We start from the raw sequence: 22,110 nt of genomic DNA on the forward strand, positions 1-22,110 counted from the left end.
CCCCGTGAGCACGACGCTCGCGCCGCAGCAGGACCGCCGCGCGTCGCCCCGCCGCCGCGGCCACGGTCGGGTCGACATGCGCCTCTCCCCGACGCGCGCGCTCCCGCTCCTCCCCGCCGTCGGCCTCCTTGTCGTCTTCCTGGCCGGCCCCATCGTCTGGGCGACGGTCGGTTCCTTCACCGACCGCGCCCTGACGGGAGTGGGGGCGGCGAAGCCGGAGTTCATCGGCCTCGACAACTACGCCCGGCTGTTCACCGATCCGGTGCTGCCGTTGTCGGTCCTGCTGACCGTCGTCTTCGTCATCGGCTCGGCCATCGTCGGGCAGAACGTCCTCGGGCTGCTGCTCGCGGTCCTGTTCCGCGCCGGCAGCAGGGTCGTCGCGGGCACGGTGGGCGTCCTGGTGGTGACGGCGTGGGTCCTGCCCGAGATCGTGGCCGCCTTCGTGGGCTACGCGTTCCTCTCCGCGGACGGGACACTCAACGGCGCGCTGTCGCTCGTCGGGATCGAGGGACCCAACTGGCTCTACGCCCTGCCGCTGCTGGCGGTCATCCTCGCGAACACCTGGCGGGGCACCGCGTTCTCGATGATGATCTACCGCGCGGCGCTCGACGACGTGCCGCCCGAGGTCACCGAGTCGGCGATGATCGACGGCGCCGGTACATGGCAGCGGCTGCGCTACATCACGCTGCCGATGATCTCGGGGACGATTTTCACGAACCTGCTGCTCACGACGCTGCAGACCCTGTCGGTGTTCACCCTCATCTGGGTCATGACCAAGGGCGGCCCGGGCGACCTGTCGCGCACCCTCCCCGTGCTCGCCTACAGCGAGGCCTTCTCGTTCGGCGACATCGGGTACGGCAACGCGATCGCGATCGTCATGCTCGCCCTGGGCGCCGTCTTCTCGATCGCGTACGTCGTGTCGCTGCGGCGCCGAGGGGGTGTCGCGTGACCACCGCCACCGCGACCGTCGCCACCGCGACCCGGCGCACCCCCCGTGCGCCCAGCGTCGCCTCACCGCGACGCGGCGCGACGCGGTTCTGGGCGAACCTCGTGCTCGTGATCATCGGGATCGTGTTCGCCGCGCCGCTCGCGTGGGTCGTCCTCGCCTCGATCGACTCGGCGGCGACCTATCGCGTGGCGTGGCCGACCGACCCGACCCTCGACAACTTCGCCGACGTCCTCACCCCCGAGCTGACGCTCCGCCCGCTCGTGAACAGCCTGCTGCTCTCGACGGGTGCGGCCGCGGTGACGGTCGTGGCATCCGTCCTCGCCGCCTACCCGCTCTCGCGGTACCGGTCGCGGTTCCACGCACCGTTCCTCTACTCCGTGCTCTTCGCGAGCTGCCTGCCGATCACCGCGATCATGGTGCCCGTCTACAGCCTGTTCGTGCAGGTCCGGCTGATCAACCAGCCGTGGGCGGTGGCGCTGTTCCTCGCCGCGAGCGCCCTTCCGATGGCGCTGTGGATGACGAAGAACTTCATGGACTCGGTGCCGGTGAGCCTCGAAGAGGCCGCCTGGGTCGACGGGGCGAGCGCGATGCGCGCGCTGTGGACGATCGTCGTGCCGCTCATGCGCCCCGCCCTGAGCGTCGTCTTCGTCTTCGTCTTCCTGCAGGCCTGGGGCAACTTCTTCGTGCCGTTCGTCCTCCTGCTGACGCCCGACTGGCAGCCCGCCGCGGTATCGATCTACGCCTTCTTCGGGCAGTACGGCACCGTCGCCTACGGACGCCTGGCCGCCTACTCCCTGCTCTACTCGCTCCCCGTCCTCGGGCTCTACCTCCTCGTCACCCGCGGCCTCGGGGGCTCGTTCGCCCTCTCGGGCGCCGTGAAGGGCTGACCCGTCCCGGCTCCCGCGCCGCACCGACCTCGAAGGAACCCGCATGCACCGCAACGACCACCTGGCCCTGCAGCGCATCGAACGGCTCGTGCGCGACCGGCTGCCCCCGGCCCTCCACCGCGAGACCGCCCCCGTGACGATCGAGGCGTGGGAGGTCCCCGACGAGCCCGTGCCCTTCGCCGAGGCGATCCGGCAGGAGTACGCCCCGTTCGCCGTCGGCACCGAATGGGGCAAGCCGTGGGGCACGGTGTGGTTCCACGTCACCGGCCGCGTGCCCGACTCCTGGCGAGACGTGCCGGGCACCCGTTCCGAGATCGTCGTCGACCTCGGCTTCGACGGCTCCGGTCCGGGGTTCCAGGCCGAGGCGCTCGTGTTCCGCCCCGATGGGTCGATCGTGAAGGCGATCGAGCCGCGCAACACCGCCGTCCCCGTCGAGGGCGACGAGATCGACCTCTGGATCGAGGCGGCGGGCAATCCCAGCGTCGCCGGGACGTTCACCTTCGCCGCGACCCCGCTCGGCGACAAGCGGACCGCGGGCGCGGAGCCCATCTACCGACTGCGGCGCCTGGAGCTGGGGCTGCTCGACCAGACGGTGTGGGAGCTGCAGCAGGACATCTGGACCCTGCGCGGACTCGTCGAGCAGCTCGACCCCGACCGCACCCGTCACGCCCGCGTCCTGGCGGCGCTCGGCCGCGCGGTCGACGCGGTGGACCCCGACGACGTCGCCGGTACGGTCGCCGCGGGGCGCGCCGAACTGCGCGACGCCCTCGACGCCCCGGCATCCGCCACCTCGCATCAGCTGACCGCCGTGGGGCACGCCCACATCGACTCGGCTTGGCTGTGGCCGGTCCGCGAGACCGTCCGCAAGGTCGCGCGGACGTTCTCGAACGTGCTCGACCTCATGCGTACCGAGGACGACTTCGTCTTCGCGGCGTCGTCGGCGCAGCAGTACGCGTGGATGAAGCAGCACTACCCCGAGCTGTTCGAGCGGATGCGGCGGGCCGTCGCCGAGGGCCGGTTCGCGCCCGTGGGCGGCATGTGGGTTGAATCCGACACGAACATGCCGGGATCGGAGGCCCTCGCCCGCCAGTTCGTCGAGGGCAAGCGGTTCTTCCTCGAGGAGTTCGGCGTCGAGCCGCTCGAGGTCTGGCTGCCGGACTCGTTCGGGTACTCGGCCGCGCTCCCCCAGATCATCGCCGCGGCGGGCTCGCGCTGGTTCCTCACGCAGAAGATCTCGTGGAACGAGACGAACCGGATGCCGCACCACACGTTCCTGTGGGAGGGCATCGACGGCACCCGCGTGTTCACCCACTTCCCTCCCGTCGACACGTACAACTCCGACCTGTCGGCGGCAGAGCTCGCCCGCGCCGAGCGTCAGTTCGCCGAGAAGGCGCACGCGACGCACTCGCTCGTGCCGTTCGGCTGGGGCGACGGCGGCGGCGGACCCACCCGCGAGATGATCGCCGCCGCGCGCCGCACCGCCGACCTCGAGGGGTCCCCCAAGGTGCGCCTGGGCTCGCCGGCGCAGTTCTTCGCCGACGCCGAGGCGGAGTACGCGGCGCCGCCGGTGTGGTCCGGGGAGCTCTACCTCGAGTACCACCGGGGCACCTACAGCGCGCAGGCGCGCACGAAGCGCGGCAACCGCGAGAGCGAGCACCTGCTGCGGGCGGCCGAGCTCTGGGCGACGCTCGACACGGTCCGCACCGGCGCGGCCTACCCCGCCGAGCGGCTGCGCGCCCTGTGGCAGACGGTCCTGCTGCACCAGTTCCACGACATCCTGCCCGGCACCTCGATCGCGTGGGTCCACCAGGAGGCCGAGGCGACGTACGCCCGCGTCGCGGACGACCTGCGGGAGATCATCGACACCGCCCTGCGCTCGCTCGTGGGTGAGGGCGAGCGGGCGCTCGCGGCCAACGCCGCGCCGGTGGCGCTCGGCGGCGCACCTGCGCTCGGCGTCGGGGCCGCGGCATCCGCTCCCGTCGTCTTGCCCGAAACGGACGGCGACGGCTGGCGGTTCCGGCATTCCCGGTTCGACTGGGCGATCGACGCGCGAGGACTCGTCGTGGGCGCCGTCGACCTCGCCACGGGCCGCGAGCTCATCGACCCCGCGCACCCCGGTGGCGCGCTGCACCTGTTCCGCGACACCCCGCGGGACTGGGACGCGTGGAACATCGACGTCGAGGACGGCGCGCTCGGGACCGTCCTCGAGGCGGCCGACGAAATCACGGTCGACGGGGCCGACCTCGTGGTCCGACGCCGGTTCGGATCGTCGTCGGCCGAGCAGCGCTACCGCGTCGACCCCGCGTCCGGCGCGCTCGAGGTGGCGCTGCGGCTCGACTGGCGCGAGCGGCAGAAGATGCTGAAGATCGCCTTCCCGCTGCGGGTGCGGGCCGAGCGCGCGGAGTCCGAGATCCAGTTCGGCCACGTGTCGCGGCCCGTCCACATGAACACGACGTGGGATGCCGCCCGGTTCGAGACCGTCGCGCACCGCTGGATCCGCGTGGCCGAGGGCGAGTACGGCGTGGCGATCGCCAACGACGCGATGTACGGCCACGACGTGCAGCGCGCGCCCGGCTCGGACGGGGGTGCGCGGACGGTCGCACGGGTCACCCTCGTGCGGGCGCCCCTGTTCCCGGACCCCGAAGCCGACCAGGGCGCGCACACCTTCCGCCTGTCCGTGCTGCCGGGCGCCACCGTCGCGGCGGCCGTCGCGGAAGGGCTGCGACTGAACCTCCCGGCCGTCCCTCTGCAGGGGGCGCGCGAGGTCGACCCGCTCCTCGAGCTCGACGACCCGGGCGTCGTCGTCGAGGCCGTCAAGCTCGCCGACGACGGGTCGGGCGATGTCATCGTGCGGCTCTACGAGGCGCTCGGCTCGACCCGGACCGCGCACCTCGTCCCGGGATTCCGGGCGACCGGCGTCGTTCAGACGGACCTGCTCGAACGCCCGATCGCGGCGACGGCGCTGCGGGATGCCGCCGGCGACGCGGTCCGCCTCGAGCTGTCGCCGTTCCAGCTGGTCACGCTGCGCCTGGCGCGCTGAGCGGCGCCGGACTCAGTCGAGTCCGCGGACCGGGACCCCGAGCCACTCGCCGAGGTCCCGGACCTCGGCGTGCACCATCTCGCGCTCGTCGTCCTCCAGGGGGACGAGCTCGTGCACGGCGGAGACCACGAGGTTCTCCTTCTTCTTGTCGAGCGCCGCGTCGAGCAGACCCACGAAGCGGTCGCCGACGAGGATCGGATGCGCGAAGTAGCCGTAGACCCGCTGATGCTTCGGTTTGAACTGCTCGAGGACGTAGGTGAACTCGAACAGCTCGGTCAGGCGCGGGCGGTCGAACAGCATGCGGTCGTACGGGTTGAGGATCGCCGCCCGCCCGCCCGGATCATCGCCCAGCGCGGCGAGCGCCTCGGGGTCGACCCGCCAGCGCCACGCGCTGCCCTCGACCTCGGCCGGCTCGCCCGCCGTGCCGACACCCGACCACGACGACTTCTCGCGCGCGATGCCGAGCGCCTGCAGCCGCCGTGCTGCCGGAACGTCCTCGGCGTCGGCCGGGTCCATCTCGGCATCCCGTGCACCGTAGACACGGTCGGGCAGGTCCCACACGCGCTGCCGGCCGATCCGCCCGCTGATGGCGACGTCGCCGAGGTAGGACATGAGCTCGAGCATGCGCGGCACCTGGTTCGCGCCGTACCAGCCGCTCTCGTTCTTCGCCTGGACGACGCTCGTGTCGGGGATCTCCGAGGCCGGCAGCGGCCCCTTCCGCTCGAGGCGTCGCAGGATCTCGGCGCGGAAGGCGGCGTTGGCCTCGAGGTACTGGCGCGTCGAACCGCCGAGGCGGCGCCCCGGCATGACGGCCCGCAGGGCGGGGAGGAGGGATGCCGGGCGGAAGTGCCCGTCGTACTCGAACAGCAGCCGGTCCCCCTCGACCGCCTTCGACAGCTGCCCCGGCTCGTAGGCCCAGCCGATGCGCGACCAGCAGATCGACTGCTCACTGGGGGCGATGACGGCCGTCGGGTCGATCTTGATCGCGGCGATCTGCTCGGCGACCTCGACGACGTCGCCGGGTCGGTCCGCATCGAGCAGCTGCGCGCGCACCGCGATGCGGCGGGCCTCGTCCCTCGTGAGCCGGTGCATGGGTCGAGGCTAGCGCCCGCCTCGGACGCTGCTCAGCCGGTGGGCTGCAGGCGTGCGTCGACGGTGCGCCGCTCGTCGAAGACGAAGCAGTCGCCGTCGAACCCGTCGCCGCCGACGTGCTCGAAATACCCGAGGATGCCGCCGTCGAGCTGACGCGCGTCGATGCCGTCCTCCCGCAGGACGAGAGCCGCCTTCTCGCAGCGGATGCCGCCGGTGCAGAAGCTCACGACGGTCTTGCCGACGAGCTCGTCGCGGTGCGCGGCGGCGGCGTCCGGGAACTCGGTGAACTTCTCCAGGCGCCAGTCCAGTGCACCGGCGAACGTCCCGTGGTCGACCTCGAAGGCGTTGCGCGTGTCGAGCAGGACGACCTCGCGGCCGTCGTCGTCGCGGCCGGATTCGAGCCACCGGCGGAGCGTCACGGGGTCGACCGCAGGGGCGCGTCCGGCCGCCGGTCGGATCGCGGGGCGGTCCATCCTGATGATCTCGCGCTTGTGCTTGACGAGCATCTTGCGGAACGGCTGCTCGGCCGACCAGCTCTCTTTCGTCGTGAGCGCGGCGAACCGCTCCTCGGCCCGCAGCTCGTCGACGAACCCGCGGACGTCCTCCGCCGGTCCCGCGAGGAAGAGGTTGATGCCCTCCTCGGCGAGCAGGATCGTGCCGCGCAGCGAGCGTGCGTCGGCCCGTTCCTGCAGCTCGGAGCGCAGCGACGCGGGGTCGTCGATCGGCGTGAAGAGGTAGGCGGAGATGTTCAGGACGGATGCCACCGGTCCAGGCTAGGCGACCGGCGGCATCCGTCCCGGGTCGGTCAGCCGACGAACGGTGCCGAGGCGTCGTCGAGCGCGGCGACCTCGTCGGGTGCCAGCTCGAGCGTCGCGCCGGCGATGAGGCCCTCGACCTGGTCGACGCGCGAGGCCGAGGCGATCGGGACGGCACCCTTCGCCCGCAGCCACCCGAGGGCGGCGGAGGCGACCGAGACGCCGTGGGCGGCCGCGACGTCATCGAGCGCGGAGAGCACGGCGAGCCCGTCGGGCGTCGCGTACTTCGCCGCCGATCCCGCACGGGGCGAGGACTGCCCCGAGGTGTCGGCGGAGCGGTACTTGCCGGTGAGGAATCCACTCGCGAGGGCGTAGTACGGCACGACGGTCAGTCCGAGCTCGGCCGCCATCGGGACGACGTCGCGCTCGACGGCGCGGTCGACGAGGTTGTAGGCGGGCTGGGTCGCGATGGGTTCGGCGACCCCCTGCTCGCGGGCCAGGCGCACCCACTCGCGGGTGCGCTCGACGGAGAAGTTCGACACGGCCGGGTAGCGGATGAGTCCGTCGGCGACGAGGGAGCCGAAGGCGGCGACGGTCTCCTCGAGCGGGGTGTCGGGGTCTTCGGCGTGCGCGTAGTACACGTCGATGGTGTCGACGCCCAGCCGGGCGAGCGATGCCTCGGCGGCCGCGCGCACGTTGTCCGCCGACAGGCCGGGGAACTCGGGGTGCTTCGACACCTTGGTCGCCACGACGACGCCTTCGGGCCGCCGCGAGGCGATCCACTCGCCGATGATGCGCTCGCTCTCGCCGCCCGAGTTGCCGGGGACCCACGCGCTGTAGACGTCCGCCGTGTCGATGAAGTCGCCGCCGGCGGCGGTGAAGGCGTCGAGGACGGCGAAGGACGTGTCGCGGTCGGCCGTCCAGCCGAAGACGTTGCCGCCGAGCGACAGCGGGAACACGGTCAGATCGCTGGTACCGAGAACAGTCATGATCTCGATCCTGACACGGCCGCGGATGCCGGGGCTCAGCGCGCGACGATCTCGTCGGCGTTCGCCTAGATCCACGTCATGAGGGGCGTCATCCGCTCCATCAGCTCGACGCCGCGCGGGGTCAGGGAGTACTCGACGCGGGCGGGACCTCGGGGTAGGACGTGCGCGCCACGATCCCGTCGGCGGCGAGGGTGCGCAGCGTCGTGGCCAGCATCTTCTCGCTGATCCCGTCGACGCTGCGACGCAGCTCGCCCCACCGGCGTGTGCCATCGGTGAGCGCGAGGAGGACGAGGACGCCCCACTTGCTCATGACGTGGTCGAGGACGACACGCGACGGGCACGCCTCGCCGAAGATCCCGGGCGACTCCTGCCGCATCCGCTCGAAACTCACCGACACGTCAGCAGCTTACCTGAAAGTGGGTACCCTCCGCTCGAAATGCATGGGGGTCCGGTGGGGTTGTCCCGGCTGTCGCACGCATCGCGCGATCATCGAAAGGACTCGCCATGACCATCCTCGTCACCGCCGCCGGCGGCCAGCTCGGACACCTCGTCGTCGACGCACTGCTCGCCCGCGGCGCCGCCCCGGAGAGCATCGTCGCCGGAGCCCGCACCGTCTCGAAGGCCGCCGACCTCGCCGGCAGGGGCGTCCGCGTCGTGCCGCTCGACTACACCGTGCCCGAGTCGGTCGACGCCGCCCTCGAGGGCGTCGACAGCGTGCTGCTCATCTCGGGCTCGGAGCCGGGCGGGCGCCTCGCCGGCCACCTGACCGTCATCGACGCCGCCGCCCGCGCCGGTGTCACGAAGCTCGTCTACACGAGCGTCTCGCACGCCGACACCGTCGACCTCGTCCTCGCCCCCGACCACAAGGCGACCGAGGAGGCGATCGCGGCCAGCGGCATCTTCGCCGTGATCCTGCGCAACAACTGGTACATGGAGAACTACGCCGGCGACCTGGCCGGCGCGGCGCAGACGGGCGTCTTGTCGGCCGCCGTCGGCGACGCCGCCGTGGCCGCCGCCGCGCGGGCGGACTACGCCGAGGCCGCCGCGGTCGTCCTGCTCGAGGACGGGCACCTCGGCCGCACGTATGAGCTCGCGGGACCCCGCGCCACCTACGCCGACATCGCCGCCGCCATGGGCGAGGTGCTCGGGCGCGAGGTCGTGTACGCGCCGGCGACCCCCGACGAGCTGGCGGCGCGGCTGGCGTCGTTCGGGCTCGACGAGGGCACCGTCGGGTTCGTCGTCGCCCTCGACGGCGGCATCGCCCGCGGCGCCCTCGACGTCACCTCGTCCGACCTGACCGACCTCATCGGGCGTTCCGTGACCCCTTGGAAGGACGCGCTGCGCGCCGTGGCTCCTGCGAGCTGATCCCTCGCACGCTCCCGCGGCCGCGGCATCCATATTCATCGGAATGGATACCGCGGCCGCGGCGTTGTGCCCGGTATGCAACGCTTCGGAACGCTGTCCTTCGGCCATTACGGTCCCCTCGGCGGGGGTCGCGAGCTCACCGCCGGCGACTCGATGCTGCAGGCGATCGACCTCGCGCAGGGCATGGACGAGCTCGGGGTGAACGGCGCGTACTTCCGCGTGCACCACTTCGCCCGTCAGCAGGCCTCCCCCATGCCACTGCTCGCCGCGATCGCGGCGCGCACCTCGCGCATCGAGGTCGGCACGGGCGTCATCGACATGCGCTACGAGAACCCGCTCTACCTCGCGGAGGAGGCGGCCGCGGTCGACCTCATCAGCGACGGACGGCTCGCGCTCGGCGTGAGCCGCGGGTCACCCGAGAGCGTCATCCGCGGCTACGAGACCTTCGGCTACACCGGGTCGACGGACCCGCGCGGCGCCGACATCGCCCGCGAGCACTTCGAGCTGTTCCTGCGCGCCGTGGAGGGCGACGGACTCGCCGAGAGCGACCCGCACAGCCCGTTCGGCGGCGGCCACGGGCTGCAGCGCATCGAACCGCACTCCCCCGGGCTGCGCTCGCGCATCTGGTGGGGCGCCGGCAACCGCGACTCGGCCGAATGGGCGGGACGCATGGGGGTCAACCTCATGTCGTCGACGCTGCTGACCTCGGCCGACGGTCGCCCCTTCGACATCCTGCAGGCCGAGCAGATCGACGCGTTCCGCGCGGCCTGGCGCGAGGCCGGTCACGCGGGGACCCCGCGCGTCTCGGTGAGCCGCAGCATCTTCCCCATCACGACCGCGGAGGACGCCATGTACTTCGGCGGCCGCTCCGACGGCGACCAGATCGGGATCATCGACGGCATGCGGTCGACCTTCGGCAAGACCTACGCCGGCACCCCCGACGAGCTCGTCGAGCAGCTGCAGCACGACGCCGCGGTCCGCGAGGCCGACACGCTCATGCTCACCATCCCGAGCCAGCTCGGTGTGGCGTTCAACCTGCGCCTCGTCGAGTCGTTCGCCCGCTACGTCGCCCCGTCGCTGGGGTGGACGCCGACGCACGAGATCGCCACGGCGTAGCGCTCGGGTGCGCCGGGCGAGCGGCGCACGCGGGCATAGGGTGGACCCATGCGGACCCGCGCGGACATCGAGTGCTGGCTGACCGACATGGACGGCGTGCTCGTGCACGAGAACACACCGATCCCCGGCGCTGCGGAGCTGCTCGAGCAGTGGCGCGACGAGGGCACCCCGTTCCTCGTGCTCACGAACAACTCGATCTTCACGCCGCGCGACCTCAGCGCCCGGCTGCGCGCGTCGGGACTCGTCGTGCCGGAGGAGTCGATCTGGACCTCGGCCCTGGCGACCGCGGACTTCCTCGCCTCGCAGATGCCGGGCGGCACCGCGTTCGTGATCGGTGAGGCCGGTCTCACGACGGCCCTCCACGAGGCGGGCTTCATCATGACCGAGACCCGCCCCGACTACGTCGTCGTCGGCGAGACCCGCAACTACTCGTTCGAGGCGATCACCAAGGCGATCCGCTTCATCGGCGCCGGCTCCCGTTTCATCGCCACCAACCCCGACGCGACCGGCCCCTCGACCGAGGGCGTCCTGCCGGCGACGGGCGCCATCTCGGCGCTCATCACGAAGGCCACCGGCAAAGAGCCCTACGTCGTCGGCAAGCCCAACCCGATGATGTTCCGCTCGGCACTCAACCGCATCGGCGCGCACTCCGAGAACACCGGCATGATCGGCGACCGCATGGACACGGACGTCGTCGCCGGGATCGAAGCGGGCCTGCACACCGTGCTCGTGCTCACCGGCATCAGCGACACCGCCGAGATAGAGCGCTACCCGTTCCGCCCCGACGAGATCCTCGGCTCGGTCGCCGACCTGGTGCGCACCGAACCGCGCGAGAGCGACTCCCCCGACGTGCAGGCGGCGCTCGGCCTCTGACGGTCGGCGCCGGTCACCAGCCCATAGAGCCCGGCACGCCCTTGAACGGTCCCACGACCTGCGACGTGACCCACCCGCCGTAGAAGCGCCCCGGCTGCGGGGTCACGACCTCACCGGCGACGGTGCACTCGTCCATCTGCTGCGCGTACACCGCCACCCGGTCCGCCAGCTCCTCATAGCCCGGTTCGGGATGCGGGTAGTTCCACGCCGCCGCAGGGCGGGACACGCCGCCACCGTGGACGTCGAGGTAGCGCGCGGCGCCCTTGAACTCGCAGAACGACGACCCCTGACCGGGCGTCAGCGCACCGGGGACGAAGTCGTCGATCGGCAGGTAGTAGACGGGCGGGTGGCTCGTCTCGAGCACGCGCAGGGCACGGCTCGTCGAGGCGATGCGTTCGCCGCCGAGGGTGATCGTGACGGTGCCGGCGACCGGTTCGACGCGGGGAGGCCGGGGGTAGTCCCAGACGCTCTCCTGACCCGGTCCGACGGGGTCGGGGGTGGGATGCCGCATGGTCTCAGATTACGGGCGGAATCATAGGCCAGGGCCGCCCCGCGGCATCCGTCATCCCGCCATAATGAACTCATGACGGCCCGGCGCCCGACCGCCTACAACGCGATCTCCACGTCATCGCGCGTGGAGATCCTCCACCTGCTGCAGACGACTCCGCAGCAGACGGTCGGCGAGCTCGTCGCGGCGACGAAGCTGCATCCGAACACGGTCCGCGAGCACCTGCAGCGGCTCATCGAGCGCGGATTCGTCGCGACCGAGGTGGAGAAGCGCACGACGCGCGGCCGACCCCGTGTGTTCTACCGCGCCGTCGACGGCGTGAGCGTCTCGAGCCCGGAGCACCGTCGCAAGGTGCAGGCCGCCGCCGAGCGCGGCGACCTCATGCGCCGGGTCATGCCCGAGACCGCCGGGTCGCTGACGGGCGAGGAACAGCATCAGCTCGACGCGCTCGTCGAGCAGCTTCTCGACGGCGGCTTCGACCCCGACATCGACGAGGACGCCCTCACGATCGACCTGACGCCCTGCGCGCACGCGGCCGATCAGGCGGACAACCGCGAGACGCTCTGCGACGTGCACCTCGGGCTCATGCAGGGCGCCCTCAGCGAGGCGGGCGGGCCCTTGGCGGTCGACGGCATGCGCTCGTCGTGCGATCCGCAGCAGTGCGTCATCCACCTCCTGCGGCGGCGCCCGGACGCCTCCGCGTGAACCCGCCTCAGTAGGCGAGGTTGGTGCGCAGGGACGAGTACCAGACCCAGGCGTATCCGCCCCGGTAGTGGAGCTTGTACCAGTGACGCTTCGAATCCGAGACCCGCAGCGGCGTGCCCTTCGGGATCGTCCCGCCGACCGCGCCGCCTGCGGACTTCCGCCACGTCGCGTTCTTCGTGGTCCGCACGTGCAGGTCGGAGTGCTTCGCCGCCGCCCCGAACGAGCCGTTGAAGTGCGTGTAGACGGTGCGCGCGATGTCGCGGATGCCGGCCTTGGACGACCCGGCGTCGCCGATCACGGTAAGCACGAAGGTCGCCTTCGGCCCGCGGATGATCGCGGTGTCGGCCTGAAGCAGACCGCCCTTGACCCAGAGCGAGCCCGGCTTGGAGGCCTGGTAGGCGGAGGCCGGGATGCCGTTGGGAATGCGGGAGCGGAACAACTGCGTGTGCATGAGATCCCGCAGCAGCGTCGTGTGCGTCTTGTTGAGGATCTGCCCCTTCTCGAGGCGTGCCACGAGCAGGCTCAGATCGTTCGAGGTGGTGCGGTTGCCGGCGTAGAGGACGTCCTGTCCCTTCAGCACGCGCCCGTAGGAGGTCTGCGAGTAGCCGGCGGCGGCGATCTGCTTGTTGAGGTTCGAGACGCCGATCCAGTGCACGAGGTCGGTGTGGCAGTAGTTGTCGGACATCCAGATGAGCTCGCGCAGGCATTCCTTGACGGTGAGACCCGACGACAGCTTCGTCGACAGCGACGCCTGCTTCTTCTCCACCCGCTTGAGCGCCGCCCAGGCGACGAAGAGCTTCATCATGCTGGCGGGTTCGCGTCGCGTGGCGCCCGTCTTGCCCGTCAGCACCTCGAGACCGCCGATCTGCCGCACGGTGACGGCGTACGACGAGGAGGGATGCCGCTTCATGGTGGCCGTGATCTTGTCGCGCAGCGTGTTCGCCGCCGCGGTGCGGACGACGGTGCAGCCGTCGCCCGTCAGCACGGCCGCCTGCAACCGGCTGGTCGGACCGACGGCGAGGACGGTGTCCTTTCGCGTGTCGAGGAGGGCGGCCGTGGCATCCGACACGCACTCGGTGCGTGAGTAGAGGAAGGGCTGGCGGAGGGCGCCGGCGACCGCGGCCGCCGTGCCGGTCTCGTGGTTGGGGATCGCGACGCCGGAGACCACGACACCGCGGGTGGTCGTGCTCGGGTAGTCGGCGGCCGTGGAGATCGCCACGGCCTCGCTGGTGCCGCCCGCCATGCGACGCACGCTGATCCCGGCGGAGCGGATGCGGTCGACGAACCCCTTCCCCATCATCGAGGCGATGTTCATCATGACCACCTCCTTCGCACCGACGTCCTCCAGCGCCGCCATCGTGGCGTCGGAGGCCGTGCCGCGACCGTCGACGGCCATGAAGCCGCCTCCCGTCGCGGCGGCGGCCGCCGCGGCGATCGGAGCGGTGTCCATCGTGCGCCCGTCGGCGACGTACACGCGGTCGACGGGGCCCAGGAAGCGCAGGACCGCGCGCGAGAGCGCGTAGGTGTCGGCGCCGGAGATCCGCTCGACGGGGGCCGTCTGACCGAGCACCCGCGCGACCGTACTGTTCACCGACGCCGTCGAGCCGACGACCAGGATGCGCGTCGGCTTCAGCCGGGCGAGTTCGGTCTTGACCGCGGCGGGGATCGAGTCTGGTGCGACGTACAGCATCGGCGCCCGGCGGGCGCCCGCGAGCCCCGCGGCGATCTGCGCGTCGTGGCGTTTGGCGGCGGCGATCACGACCTCGGCGCTCCCGTTCGGGAAGAGGGCGCGGCTCACGGCGATGGTCTGGTCGGCGGCGGTCGCGGCGCTGAGGCGACCCGTCGACGGCATCCGCGGGGCGGGCGGGGCCGCCAGGCGCGCCCCGGCATCCGGCGTCGGAGCGGGTGTCGGGGTCGGCGTGGGTGTCGGGGTGGGCGTCGGAGTCGGGGTAGCCGTGGGCGTCGGCGTCGGCGTCGGCGTGGGCTTCGATGTCGCCGTCGGTGTCGGAGTCGGGGTAGCCGTCGGCGTCGGCGTGCGAGTCGCCGTCGGGGTCGGTGAGAAGGTCGGCGACGGTGACACGGCCGGCGTCGGCGAGGGCGTCGTGCCGGCCGAGGCGGGCCCCGCGGTCAGGACGAGGACCGCCGCCAGCCACGCCGCGGTGAAGGCTGTGGTCCGCCGCACCATCGCGGGAACCCGGGACGAATCACCGCGAGTCATGAGCCCCACCGTAGGCGGCGGAGACCGCTCCCACCATGGGGGGCGTCCGGCGCGGCGGCATCCGGGTATTTTGCACGGCCCGATCGGATGCCGCGATCAGCCGGCTGTCGTAGCGTCGGAGCATACCCGTGGAAGGACCAAGCCCGTGGACTTTCTGGACCCGCTCATCCTGGCTCGCCTGCAGTTCGGACTGACGACGCTCTACCACTATCTGTTCGTGCCGTTGACGCTCGGCATGGCGCTCACGGTGGCGATCTTCCAGACGATCTGGCACCGCACCGGCGACGTGAGGTGGCTGCACCTGACCCGCCTGTTCGGCAAGATCTTCCTCATCAACTTCGCGATGGGCGTCGTCACCGGCATCGTGCAGGAGTTCCAGTTCGGCATGAACTGGTCCGCATACTCCCGCTTCGTCGGCGACGTGTTCGGCGCCCCGCTCGCCTTCGAGGGCCTCATGGCGTTCTTCTTCGAGGCGACCTTCATCGGCCTGTGGATCTTTGGCTGGGACAAGCTGCCCCGCCGCATCCACCTGCTCACCATCTGGGCGACGGCGTTCGGGTCGATCCTGTCGGCGTACTTCATCCTGACGGCCAACGCGTTCATGCAGAACCCGGTCGGCTACACGCTGAACCCCGACACCGGCCGCGCCGAGCTCACGGACTTCTTCGCGCTGCTGACCAACCCGGTCGCCCTCGCTGCCTTCCCGCACACGATCTTCTCGGCGTTCATGTTCGCCGCGGCGGTCATCATCGCCGTCGCCGCCTGGCACCTGCGCCGCGGGCAGCACGTCGAGACGATGCGTCCGGCCCTCCGCTACGGCATGTGGTTCATGATCATCTCCTTCGCCGGCACCGCCATCAGCGGCGACCAGCTCGGGCTCGTCATGGTGCAGACGCAGCCGATGAAGATGGCGGCCGCCGAAGCCCTGTACGAGAACGCGTGCGGCGCCGACGCATCCTTCTCCATCTTCTCGATCGGCACACCCGACGGCTCGGAGGAGATCTGGTCGCTGCGCGTTCCCTACCTGCTCTCCTTCCTGTCCACCCAGACGCTCGACGGCTGCGTCGAAGGACTGAACGATCTGCAGGACCTCTACACGCAGCGCTTCGGCGCCGGCGTCGACTACCGTCCCGAGATCTGGGTCACCTACTGGTCTTTCCGCTGGATGATCGGCTTCGGCGGTCTCGCCACCCTCATCTCGGTCGCCGGCCTCTGGGTCACGCGGAAGAAGGCGACCCGTCCCGTCGCCGACTGGATGTGGCGCATCGCGATCTGGTCCGCCCCGCTCCCCCTGCTCGGCAGCCTCGTCGGCTGGGTGTTCACCGAGATGGGCCGCCAGCCCTGGATCGTGTTCAGCCTCATGCTCACCGAGGACGGCGTCTCGCCCAGTGTCCCCGGCTGGACGGTGCTCATCTCCCTCGTCGCGTTCACCGCGATCTACGCCTCGCTCGCCGTCGTCGAGTTCCGCCTCATCCTGAAGGCCGCGCAGAAGGGTCCCGACCCCCTGCCCGGGCCCGACGACCCCGACCCACGCGGCCTGCCGGTCGACCAGACCCCCTCGACGGTCTACTAGGAGCACGCCATGGATCTCGCCTACCTCTGGTTCTTCGTCGTCGGTGTGTTCTTCGTCGGCTACTTCGTGCTCGATGGCTTCGACTTCGGCGTCGGGATGAGCCTGCCGTTCCTCGGCCGCGACGAGGTGTCGCGGCGCCAGGTCATCAACACCATCGGGCCGGTGTGGGACCTCAACGAGACATGGGTCATCGTTGCGGGCGCCTGCCTGTTCGCCGCGTTCCCGGAGTGGTACGCGACCCTGTTCAGCGGGTTCTACCTGCCGCTGCTGCTGATCCTGCTCGCCCTCATCCTCCGCGGCGTCTCGTTCGAGTACCGCCACCAGCGCGAGGGGCTCGCGTGGAAGCGCGGTTTCGACCGGATGATCGTCATCGGCTCGGTCGTCCCGGCCCTGCTCTGGGGGGTCGCGTTCGGCAACATCGTCCAGGGGGTGCCGATCGACGCCGACAAGGAGTTCACCGGGTCGCTCCTCACCCTCCTGAACCCCTACGGACTGTGGGTCGGCGTCACCACCCTGCTGCTCTTCTTCCTGCACGGTCTGTACTTCGTCGGGCTGAAGGCCGACGGCCGGGTGAAGGAGGACGCCCACGCCCTGGCCCGTCGCGTGGCGATCCCGACGATCCTCTTCGCGGCCGGGACGGTCGTCTGGACCACGGCGATCGCGATGGACCGCGACGCCCCCGCACTGGCGGCGGTGATCGGATGCGGCGTCGCCGCCGCGCTCGCCCTGATCGGCTCCGCCGTGGCCAACCTGCGGGAGCGCGACGGGTGGGCCTTCGCGCTGGGCGCCGTCACGATCGTCACGGCCGTCCTCACCCTGTGGTTCGCGCTGTTCCCCTTCGTCATGCCGTCCTCGACCGACCCGGCGTTCTCCCTCACGATCGAGAACGCGTCCAGCACCGACTACACGCTCGGGGTCATGACGTGGGCGGCGGTCATCTTCCTGCCGGGCATCCTGGCCTACCAGGCCTGGACGTACTGGGTCTTCCGCAAGCGCATCTCGCGTGCGCAGATCGAGAAGGCGGATGCCGCGCCCGCCCACTGAGACAGCGGAGGAGGATCGACCCATGGCCCCCGAGCTCGAACGGCGGCAGCCGCCGCCGGTGGACCCCCGGCTGTGGCGGTACGCGACGGCATCCCGATCCTTCCTCCTGCTCATCGGACTGCTCGCGCTGGCGCAGACGGCGGTGGTCGTCGGCTTCGCCTTCCTGACGACGCGAGCGGTCGTCGATGCGATCGCGGGACGCGAGATCGCGGGAACCCTCCTCGCCCTGGCGGCCGTCGTCCTCCTCCGCTCGGTGCTCTCGTTCGCGCGCGAGCGGGTGGCCGCCCGCGCGTCGGCGCGCGTCGAGTCGCAGCTGCGGGCGGCCGTGCTCGACGCGATCGCCCGCCTCGGGCCGGGGTGGACCGCGACCCGCAGCACGGCGCAGCTCGCCCTCGTCGCCGGGCGCGGACTCGACGCGCTCGAACCCTACGTCGGCCGCTATCTGCCCCAGCTCGTGCAGACCGTGGTCGCCACGCCGATCCTGCTCGCGGTGATGGGGACCGCGGACGCGGTCTCGGGCCTCACCGTCCTGCTCACCCTGCCGCTCATCCCGATCTTCATGGTGCTGATCGGACTCGCGACCCGCAGCGTCCAGCGCCGCCAGTGGGCCACGCTCACCCACCTCGCCACCCGCTTCGCCGAGACGGTGCAGGGACTGTCCACCCTCACCGTCTTCGGGCGGCAGCATCGCGCCGCGGACTCGATCGAGCGGGTCACCGACGACTACCGGCGCGAGACGATGACCGTGCTGCGGGTGTCGTTCCTGTCGGGGTTCGCCCTCGAGTTCCTGGCATCGATCTCGGTCGCCATCGTCGCCGTGACGATCGGGTTCCGGCTGCTCGACGGGTCGCTCAGCCTGACGGTCGGGCTCTTCGTCCTCCTGCTCGCGCCCGAGGCGTTCCTGCCGATCCGCCAGGTCGGGGTGCAGTTCCACGCGTCGAGCGAGGGCGTCGCGGCGACCCGCGATGTGTTCGCCGTCCTCGACGAGGCCGCCGCGGCGACGCCGTCGGCACCTGCGGCGGCAGCAGTGGGCCGGGGCGCGCACGTGCTGCGGCTGACGGACGTCCGGGTGCGCGACCTGCCGCCGGTGGACCTCGAGGCGCGGTCGGGCGAGATCGTCCTCATCGAGGGGCCGAGCGGCGCGGGCAAGTCGAGCCTGCTGCACGCCCTCCTGGGCTTCGCGCCCGCGACGGGCCGCATCGAGCTCGACGGCCGCGACGTCCGCATCCTCCCGCCGTCGGCGTGGCTCGCGTGGGCGGGGCAGCGGCCGGGGCTCGCGGCGGGGACGGTCGCGTCGAACGTCTCGCTGGGGGATGCCGACCTGTCCGCCGCGACGGTCGCCGAGGCGCTGTCGCTCGTGGGGCTCACCGACGTCGAGCCGGAGCGGGTCCTCGGCGTCCAGGGTGCCGGACTCTCGGGCGGGCAGGCGCAGCGGGTCGCCGTCGCTCGCGCGGTCGCCCGCCACCTGCGCGGGCACGCACCCGTCCTCGCCCTCGACGAACCGTCGGCCGCGCTCGACGCCGCCGCGGAGGCGCACCTCTGGCGGTCGCTGCGATCGATCGCGGATGCCGGGGCCCTCCTCCTGCTCGTCTCGCACCGCACGAGCGCCCGCGCGATCGCGGATCGCGTCGTGCGGCTGACCGGTGCGGGGGTGTCGGTGTGACGACGACCCGTGACGTGCTGCGCGGCGCCGTGCCGCCTGTCCGCCGCCTCTGGCCCGCCCTGGCCTCGGGCTTCCTCTCGGAGGCCTCGGCGGTGGCCCTGCTCGCCGTGAGCGCCTGGCTGATCGTGCGCGCCGCCGAGCAGCCGCTCGTCCTCTACATCACGACCGCTGTCGTGGGGGTCCGGGCGTTCGCCCTCTCCCGCGCCGTGTTCCGCTACACCGAGCGCCTCGCGGGCCACGACGCGGTGCTGCGCCAACTGGCCCGCACGCGGACCGACCTCGTGCGCCGCCTTCTCCCCCACGCGCCCGCGGGGCTCGCCACGGCCGGCCGCGGCGATGCGGCGACCGCTCTCGTCGACGACGTCGACGAACTGCAGAACCTGCCGCTGCGCGTCGTCCTGCCGCTCGTGTCGTCGGCCGCCGTCGCCGTCGGCGCCGTCGTGCTCGTCGCCGTCGTGTGGTGGCCCGCCGCCCTCACCCTCGCGGCGTGCCTCGTCGGCGCGGGGGTCGCGGCGACCGCGTGGGGCTGGACGGCGGGCGCCCGCGCCGAGCGCTCGATCGCCCCCCTGCGCGCACGACTGCGCGGTGCGATCCTCGACCACCTCTCGCGCCTCGACGTCCTCGTCGCCTACGGCGCGGAGCACGACTCGCGTGCCGACGTCCGCGCCGCGGACGCGGCGTTGCGGCGCGCCCTCCTCCGGCGCACCGCGGCGCAGGCGGGGACGGCGGCCCTCGTGTCGCTCGCCGCCGGCGCCGCGACCGTCCTCGCGCTCGTCGCCGCCGCCCCGGCCGAGGGTGCGCTCTCGGGCCCGTCCCTCGCCGTGGTCGTGCTCGTGCCGATGGCGGTGTTCGAGGTCTACACGTCCGTGCCGCTCGCGGCGTCCGCGTGGCGGCAGGTCCGCGCGGCCGCGACGCGTGTCGCGGGCGTCGTCCCCGCCGCGGTGCCGGCGGAGATCCCTCCCGCGGGCGCGCCGACGGGGCAGGCACCGCCGCTCGGCGACGGCCTCCGCCTGCGCGGCGTCACGGTCCGCTGGCCGGGCGCCGACCGCCCCGCGTTGACCGACGTGGACCTCGACGTCCGCCCCGGCGAGCGGATCCACGTCGTCGGTCCGAGCGGCGCGGGCAAGTCGACCCTCGCCGCCGCCCTCGTGCGCTTCCTCGCCGTCTCCGGCGAGTACACGATCGGCGGGCGCCCCGTCGAGGCGATCGCCCCCGACGACCTGCGACAGACCGTGGGACTGTGCGAGCAGCATCCGATGCTCTTCGACGAGGACATCCGCCAGAACCTGCTCTTCGCCCGCGACACCGCGACCGACGACGAGCTCGTGCGCGTCCTCGAGCGCGTGGGCCTCGGCGACTGGCTCCGCGCGCGCGGCGGACTCGACGCGCGGGTCGGCGAGCGCGGCGCGCTCGTCTCGGGCGGTCAGGCCCAGCGCATCTCGCTCGCGCGCGCCCTGCTGCGCGGCTTTCCCGTGCTGATCCTCGACGAACCGACCGCCGGCGTCGACCCGTCCGCCGCCGATGCGCTGCTGACCGACTTGCTCGGCGCGGTCGACGGGTCGCACGCGGTCGTGCTCATCTCGCACGCCGAGGTCCCGGCATCCCTCGTCGACCGCACCGTCCGCGTCGCGAACGGTCGCCTCACGGCCTGAGACCTCAGGCGGCGGGCGCCTCGCGCTCGGCGGCGGCCGCGATGCGGTTCGCCATGCCCTGGAAGATGAAGCCGTGGAAGGGCAGCACGGCGAACCAGTAGAGCCGTCCGGCGAGCCCCTTCGGGAAGAAGACGGCGCGCTGGTCGTACCGTGAGCCCGACCCCTCGGGGCTCGCGCGCAGTTCGAGCCACGCGAGGCCCGGCACCTTCATCTCCGCACGCAGGCGCAGCAGTCGCCCTTCCTCGACGGCCTCGACGCGCCAGAAGTCGATCGCGTCGCCCGCCGCGACCTTGCCGCGGCTGCGGCGCCCGCGCTGCAGGCCCACACCGCCCACGAGTCGGTCCATCCAGCCGCGGACGGCCCACAGGAACGGCGACGAGTACCAGCCGTTCTCGCCGCCGATCCCGACGATGACGCGCCAGAGCTGCTCGGGGCTCGCCGACGTCGTCGCGCTCTGCTCGTCGGTGAACACGAGCCGGCCGGCCCACTCGGGGTCGCTCGGCAGCGGGTCGCTCGGCACCGACGAGACCTCGGCGTCCTGCCAGCTCGTCTCGACGGCGTCGGCCTCGACCTTGCGCAGCGCCAGCCGCACCGCCTCGCGGTAGGGGGTGAGTCCGCCCTCGGGCCGCGGCAGCAGCTCGTCGACGGCGTGGTCGTCCATGATGCACTCGTTCTGCAGCGACGCGATGAGCGGCCGGGCGATCGCGCGCGGAACGGGGGTCACGAGGTTCACCCAGTGCGACGCGAGACCGGGGGTGAGCACCGGCAGCGCGGCGATCGCGCGCTGGCGCAGTCCCGCCTCGACGGCGTACCCGTTCATCATCTGGCCGTAGCGGAGCACGTCCGGCCCGCCGATGTCGACGGCCCGGTTGACGTCCGAGTCGACCCGCGCCGCCGCGAGCAGGTAGTGCAGCACATCGCGCACCGCGATCGGCTGGATGCGGTTGCGCACCCACTTCGGCGCCGGCATGTACGGCAGCACGTCGGTGAGGTGACGCACCATCTCGAACGAGGCGGACCCCGACCCGATGACGACACCGGCCTGCAGGACGAGGGTGGGGACGCCGCTGTGCAGCAGCACCTCGCCCACCTCGACGCGCGAGCGCAGGTGCGGGCTCAGCTCCACACCGGCCGGGTGCAGACCCCCGAGGTAGACGATGCGACCGACGGATGCCTCGGCCGCCGCATCCGCCGCGGTCTCCGCCGCCCGCAGGTCCTTCGTCTCGAAGTCGCCGCCGCCGCCCATCGAGTGGACGAGGTAGTAGAGCACGTCGACGTCGTCGACGGCGCGGGCGACGGCGTCGGCGTCCTCGGCGGCGCCCTCGACGACCTCGACCTCGCTCCCCCACACGAACGCCCTCACCCGGGCGGGCGTGCGGACGAGCACCCGCACCCGGTACCCCGCCGACAGGAGTCGCGGGACGAGGCGTCCGCCGAGGTATCCGGTCGATCCGAGGACCAGCGCACGCGGCGCGGAGCCGTCGGCGCGGGGCTGGGCGACGAGGGCGGATTCGCGGCCGGTGGGGGCGGAGAGCTCGCTCATGTCGCCACGATAGACCGGCCGCGGAGGGGTGCGGCCCCCGCTCGACGGACGGGTTTTGTCAAGGGACAGCCGCACGGATGCGGGCCGCGGACCACGCGCGTACCGTGGAGAGATGGCCAGGTCATCCCGTCAGCCGGT

At 72.2% G+C, this 22,110-nt stretch carries 17 protein-coding genes and 1 pseudogene; 11 read left to right on the forward strand and 7 right to left on the reverse strand.

Annotated features, from left to right (window positions below):
* Positions 1 to 4: 4 nt before the first annotated feature.
* Genes ACPEH2_RS12240 through ACPEH2_RS12250 form a run of 3 tightly spaced genes read left to right on the forward strand, consistent with a single transcriptional unit; the run spans position 5 to position 4,876 of the window.
* Positions 5 to 949, forward strand: a complete 945-nt coding sequence (locus ACPEH2_RS12240; protein WP_423718825.1) for a carbohydrate ABC transporter permease — start codon at positions 5 to 7, stop codon at positions 947 to 949.
* Positions 946 to 1,836 carry a carbohydrate ABC transporter permease gene (locus tag ACPEH2_RS12245; protein ID WP_311285461.1) on the forward strand — a complete coding sequence of 297 codons (891 nt, stop codon included), beginning with the start codon at positions 946 to 948 and terminating at the stop codon, positions 1,834 to 1,836. The genes ACPEH2_RS12240 and ACPEH2_RS12245 overlap by 4 nt, the downstream gene beginning before the upstream one ends.
* A 43-nt stretch (positions 1,837 to 1,879) precedes the next feature.
* Positions 1,880 to 4,876 carry an alpha-mannosidase gene (locus ACPEH2_RS12250; protein ID WP_423718826.1) on the forward strand — a complete coding sequence of 999 codons (2,997 nt, stop codon included), beginning with the start codon at positions 1,880 to 1,882 and terminating at the stop codon, positions 4,874 to 4,876.
* Positions 4,877 to 4,888: 12 nt separating this feature from the next.
* Here the strand turns inward: ACPEH2_RS12250 and ACPEH2_RS12255 are convergent, their stop codons facing one another.
* From ACPEH2_RS12255 to ACPEH2_RS12270, 4 genes and pseudogenes are all read right to left on the reverse strand, one after another.
* A complete protein-coding gene (locus ACPEH2_RS12255; protein ID WP_423718827.1) occupies positions 4,889 to 5,968 on the reverse strand; it encodes a DNA glycosylase AlkZ-like family protein in 1,080 nt (359 codons plus the stop codon).
* Between the two features lie 32 nt (positions 5,969 to 6,000).
* On the reverse strand, positions 6,001 to 6,732 hold the full coding sequence (locus tag ACPEH2_RS12260; protein ID WP_423718828.1) for a sulfurtransferase: 732 nt from the start codon (positions 6,730 to 6,732) through the stop codon (positions 6,001 to 6,003).
* Positions 6,733 to 6,773: 41 nt separating this feature from the next.
* Entirely contained in the window at positions 6,774 to 7,712 is a 939-nt protein-coding gene (locus ACPEH2_RS12265) for an aldo/keto reductase (RefSeq protein WP_359919480.1), read from the reverse strand.
* 65 nt (positions 7,713 to 7,777) lie between these two features.
* Positions 7,778 to 8,088 (reverse strand): annotated as a pseudogene (locus tag ACPEH2_RS12270) (winged helix-turn-helix transcriptional regulator).
* Between the two features lie 128 nt (positions 8,089 to 8,216).
* Here ACPEH2_RS12270 and ACPEH2_RS12275 point away from each other — a divergent pair.
* The 3 genes from ACPEH2_RS12275 to ACPEH2_RS12285 all read left to right on the forward strand — a co-directional run bounded on the left by ACPEH2_RS12275 (position 8,217) and on the right by ACPEH2_RS12285 (position 11,066).
* Positions 8,217 to 9,077, forward strand: a complete 861-nt coding sequence (locus ACPEH2_RS12275) for an NmrA family NAD(P)-binding protein (protein ID WP_359919483.1) — start codon at positions 8,217 to 8,219, stop codon at positions 9,075 to 9,077.
* A 75-nt stretch (positions 9,078 to 9,152) separates the two neighbouring features.
* A complete protein-coding gene (locus tag ACPEH2_RS12280) occupies positions 9,153 to 10,193 on the forward strand; it encodes an LLM class flavin-dependent oxidoreductase (RefSeq protein ID WP_311285455.1) in 1,041 nt (346 codons plus the stop codon).
* 48 nt (positions 10,194 to 10,241) lie between these two features.
* Entirely contained in the window at positions 10,242 to 11,066 is an 825-nt protein-coding gene (locus ACPEH2_RS12285; protein WP_217530835.1) for an HAD-IIA family hydrolase, read from the forward strand.
* Positions 11,067 to 11,079: 13 nt separating this feature from the next.
* On the opposite strand, the gene ACPEH2_RS12290 is transcribed toward ACPEH2_RS12285, so the two are convergent.
* Complete coding sequence (locus ACPEH2_RS12290) at positions 11,080 to 11,577, reverse strand: DUF427 domain-containing protein (RefSeq protein ID WP_359919486.1); 498 nt, start codon at positions 11,575 to 11,577, stop codon at positions 11,080 to 11,082.
* A gap of 72 nt (positions 11,578 to 11,649) precedes the next feature.
* On the opposite strand from ACPEH2_RS12290, the gene ACPEH2_RS12295 reads away from it, so the two are divergent.
* Positions 11,650 to 12,279: a helix-turn-helix transcriptional regulator gene (locus tag ACPEH2_RS12295; protein WP_064003012.1), complete on the forward strand. Its 630-nt coding sequence runs from the start codon at positions 11,650 to 11,652 to the stop codon at positions 12,277 to 12,279.
* A gap of 7 nt (positions 12,280 to 12,286) precedes the next feature.
* Here the strand turns inward: ACPEH2_RS12295 and ACPEH2_RS12300 are convergent, their stop codons facing one another.
* On the reverse strand, positions 12,287 to 14,497 hold the full coding sequence (locus tag ACPEH2_RS12300) for a serine hydrolase (RefSeq protein WP_359919488.1): 2,211 nt from the start codon (positions 14,495 to 14,497) through the stop codon (positions 12,287 to 12,289).
* 145 nt (positions 14,498 to 14,642) lie between these two features.
* On the opposite strand from ACPEH2_RS12300, the gene ACPEH2_RS12305 reads away from it, so the two are divergent.
* Genes ACPEH2_RS12305 through cydC form a run of 4 tightly spaced genes read left to right on the forward strand, consistent with a single transcriptional unit; the run spans position 14,643 to position 20,429 of the window.
* Positions 14,643 to 16,070, forward strand: coding sequence for a cytochrome ubiquinol oxidase subunit I (locus ACPEH2_RS12305; protein ID WP_359919489.1), 1,428 nt, complete (start codon positions 14,643 to 14,645; stop codon positions 16,068 to 16,070).
* A 9-nt stretch (positions 16,071 to 16,079) separates the two neighbouring features.
* A complete protein-coding gene (cydB, locus tag ACPEH2_RS12310) occupies positions 16,080 to 17,114 on the forward strand; it encodes a cytochrome d ubiquinol oxidase subunit II (protein ID WP_217530831.1) in 1,035 nt (344 codons plus the stop codon).
* Between the two features lie 22 nt (positions 17,115 to 17,136).
* Positions 17,137 to 18,777 carry a thiol reductant ABC exporter subunit CydD gene (gene cydD / locus ACPEH2_RS12315; protein WP_423718829.1) on the forward strand — a complete coding sequence of 547 codons (1,641 nt, stop codon included), beginning with the start codon at positions 17,137 to 17,139 and terminating at the stop codon, positions 18,775 to 18,777.
* Positions 18,774 to 20,429, forward strand: a complete 1,656-nt coding sequence (gene cydC / locus ACPEH2_RS12320; protein ID WP_423718830.1) for a thiol reductant ABC exporter subunit CydC — start codon at positions 18,774 to 18,776, stop codon at positions 20,427 to 20,429. Before cydD ends, cydC begins: the two co-directional genes overlap by 4 nt.
* Positions 20,430 to 20,433: 4 nt before the next feature.
* Here the strand turns inward: cydC and ACPEH2_RS12325 are convergent, their stop codons facing one another.
* Positions 20,434 to 21,972: an SDR family oxidoreductase gene (locus ACPEH2_RS12325; RefSeq protein WP_423718831.1), complete on the reverse strand. Its 1,539-nt coding sequence runs from the start codon at positions 21,970 to 21,972 to the stop codon at positions 20,434 to 20,436.
* Positions 21,973 to 22,110: the final 138 nt, after the last annotated feature.

It is taken from the genome of Microbacterium sp. NPDC064942 (genome assembly GCF_049545525.1).
In the GTDB taxonomy this organism is placed as follows: Bacteria; Actinomycetota; Actinomycetes; order Actinomycetales; family Microbacteriaceae; genus Microbacterium; species Microbacterium gawkjiense.

Bases quoted from the DNA above. Each gene is read 5' to 3' on its own strand.
- ACPEH2_RS12250 (WP_423718826.1), top strand. From the start codon at position 1,880: ATGCACCGCAACGACCACCTGGCCCTGCAGCGCATCGAACGGCTCGTG.
- ACPEH2_RS12255 (WP_423718827.1), bottom strand. From the start codon at position 5,968: ATGCACCGGCTCACGAGGGACGAGGCCCGCCGCATCGCGGTGCGCGCG.
- ACPEH2_RS12265 (WP_359919480.1), bottom strand. From the start codon at position 7,712: ATGACTGTTCTCGGTACCAGCGATCTGACCGTGTTCCCGCTGTCGCTC.
- ACPEH2_RS12275 (WP_359919483.1), top strand. From the start codon at position 8,217: ATGACCATCCTCGTCACCGCCGCCGGCGGCCAGCTCGGACACCTCGTC.
- ACPEH2_RS12280 (WP_311285455.1), top strand. From the start codon at position 9,153: ATGCAACGCTTCGGAACGCTGTCCTTCGGCCATTACGGTCCCCTCGGC.
- ACPEH2_RS12285 (WP_217530835.1), top strand. From the start codon at position 10,242: ATGCGGACCCGCGCGGACATCGAGTGCTGGCTGACCGACATGGACGGC.
- ACPEH2_RS12290 (WP_359919486.1), bottom strand. From the start codon at position 11,577: ATGCGGCATCCCACCCCCGACCCCGTCGGACCGGGTCAGGAGAGCGTC.
- ACPEH2_RS12295 (WP_064003012.1), top strand. From the start codon at position 11,650: ATGACGGCCCGGCGCCCGACCGCCTACAACGCGATCTCCACGTCATCG.
- ACPEH2_RS12300 (WP_359919488.1), bottom strand. From the start codon at position 14,497: ATGACTCGCGGTGATTCGTCCCGGGTTCCCGCGATGGTGCGGCGGACC.
- cydB (WP_217530831.1), top strand. From the start codon at position 16,080: ATGGATCTCGCCTACCTCTGGTTCTTCGTCGTCGGTGTGTTCTTCGTC.
- cydD (WP_423718829.1), top strand. From the start codon at position 17,137: ATGGCCCCCGAGCTCGAACGGCGGCAGCCGCCGCCGGTGGACCCCCGG.
- ACPEH2_RS12325 (WP_423718831.1), bottom strand. From the start codon at position 21,972: ATGAGCGAGCTCTCCGCCCCCACCGGCCGCGAATCCGCCCTCGTCGCC.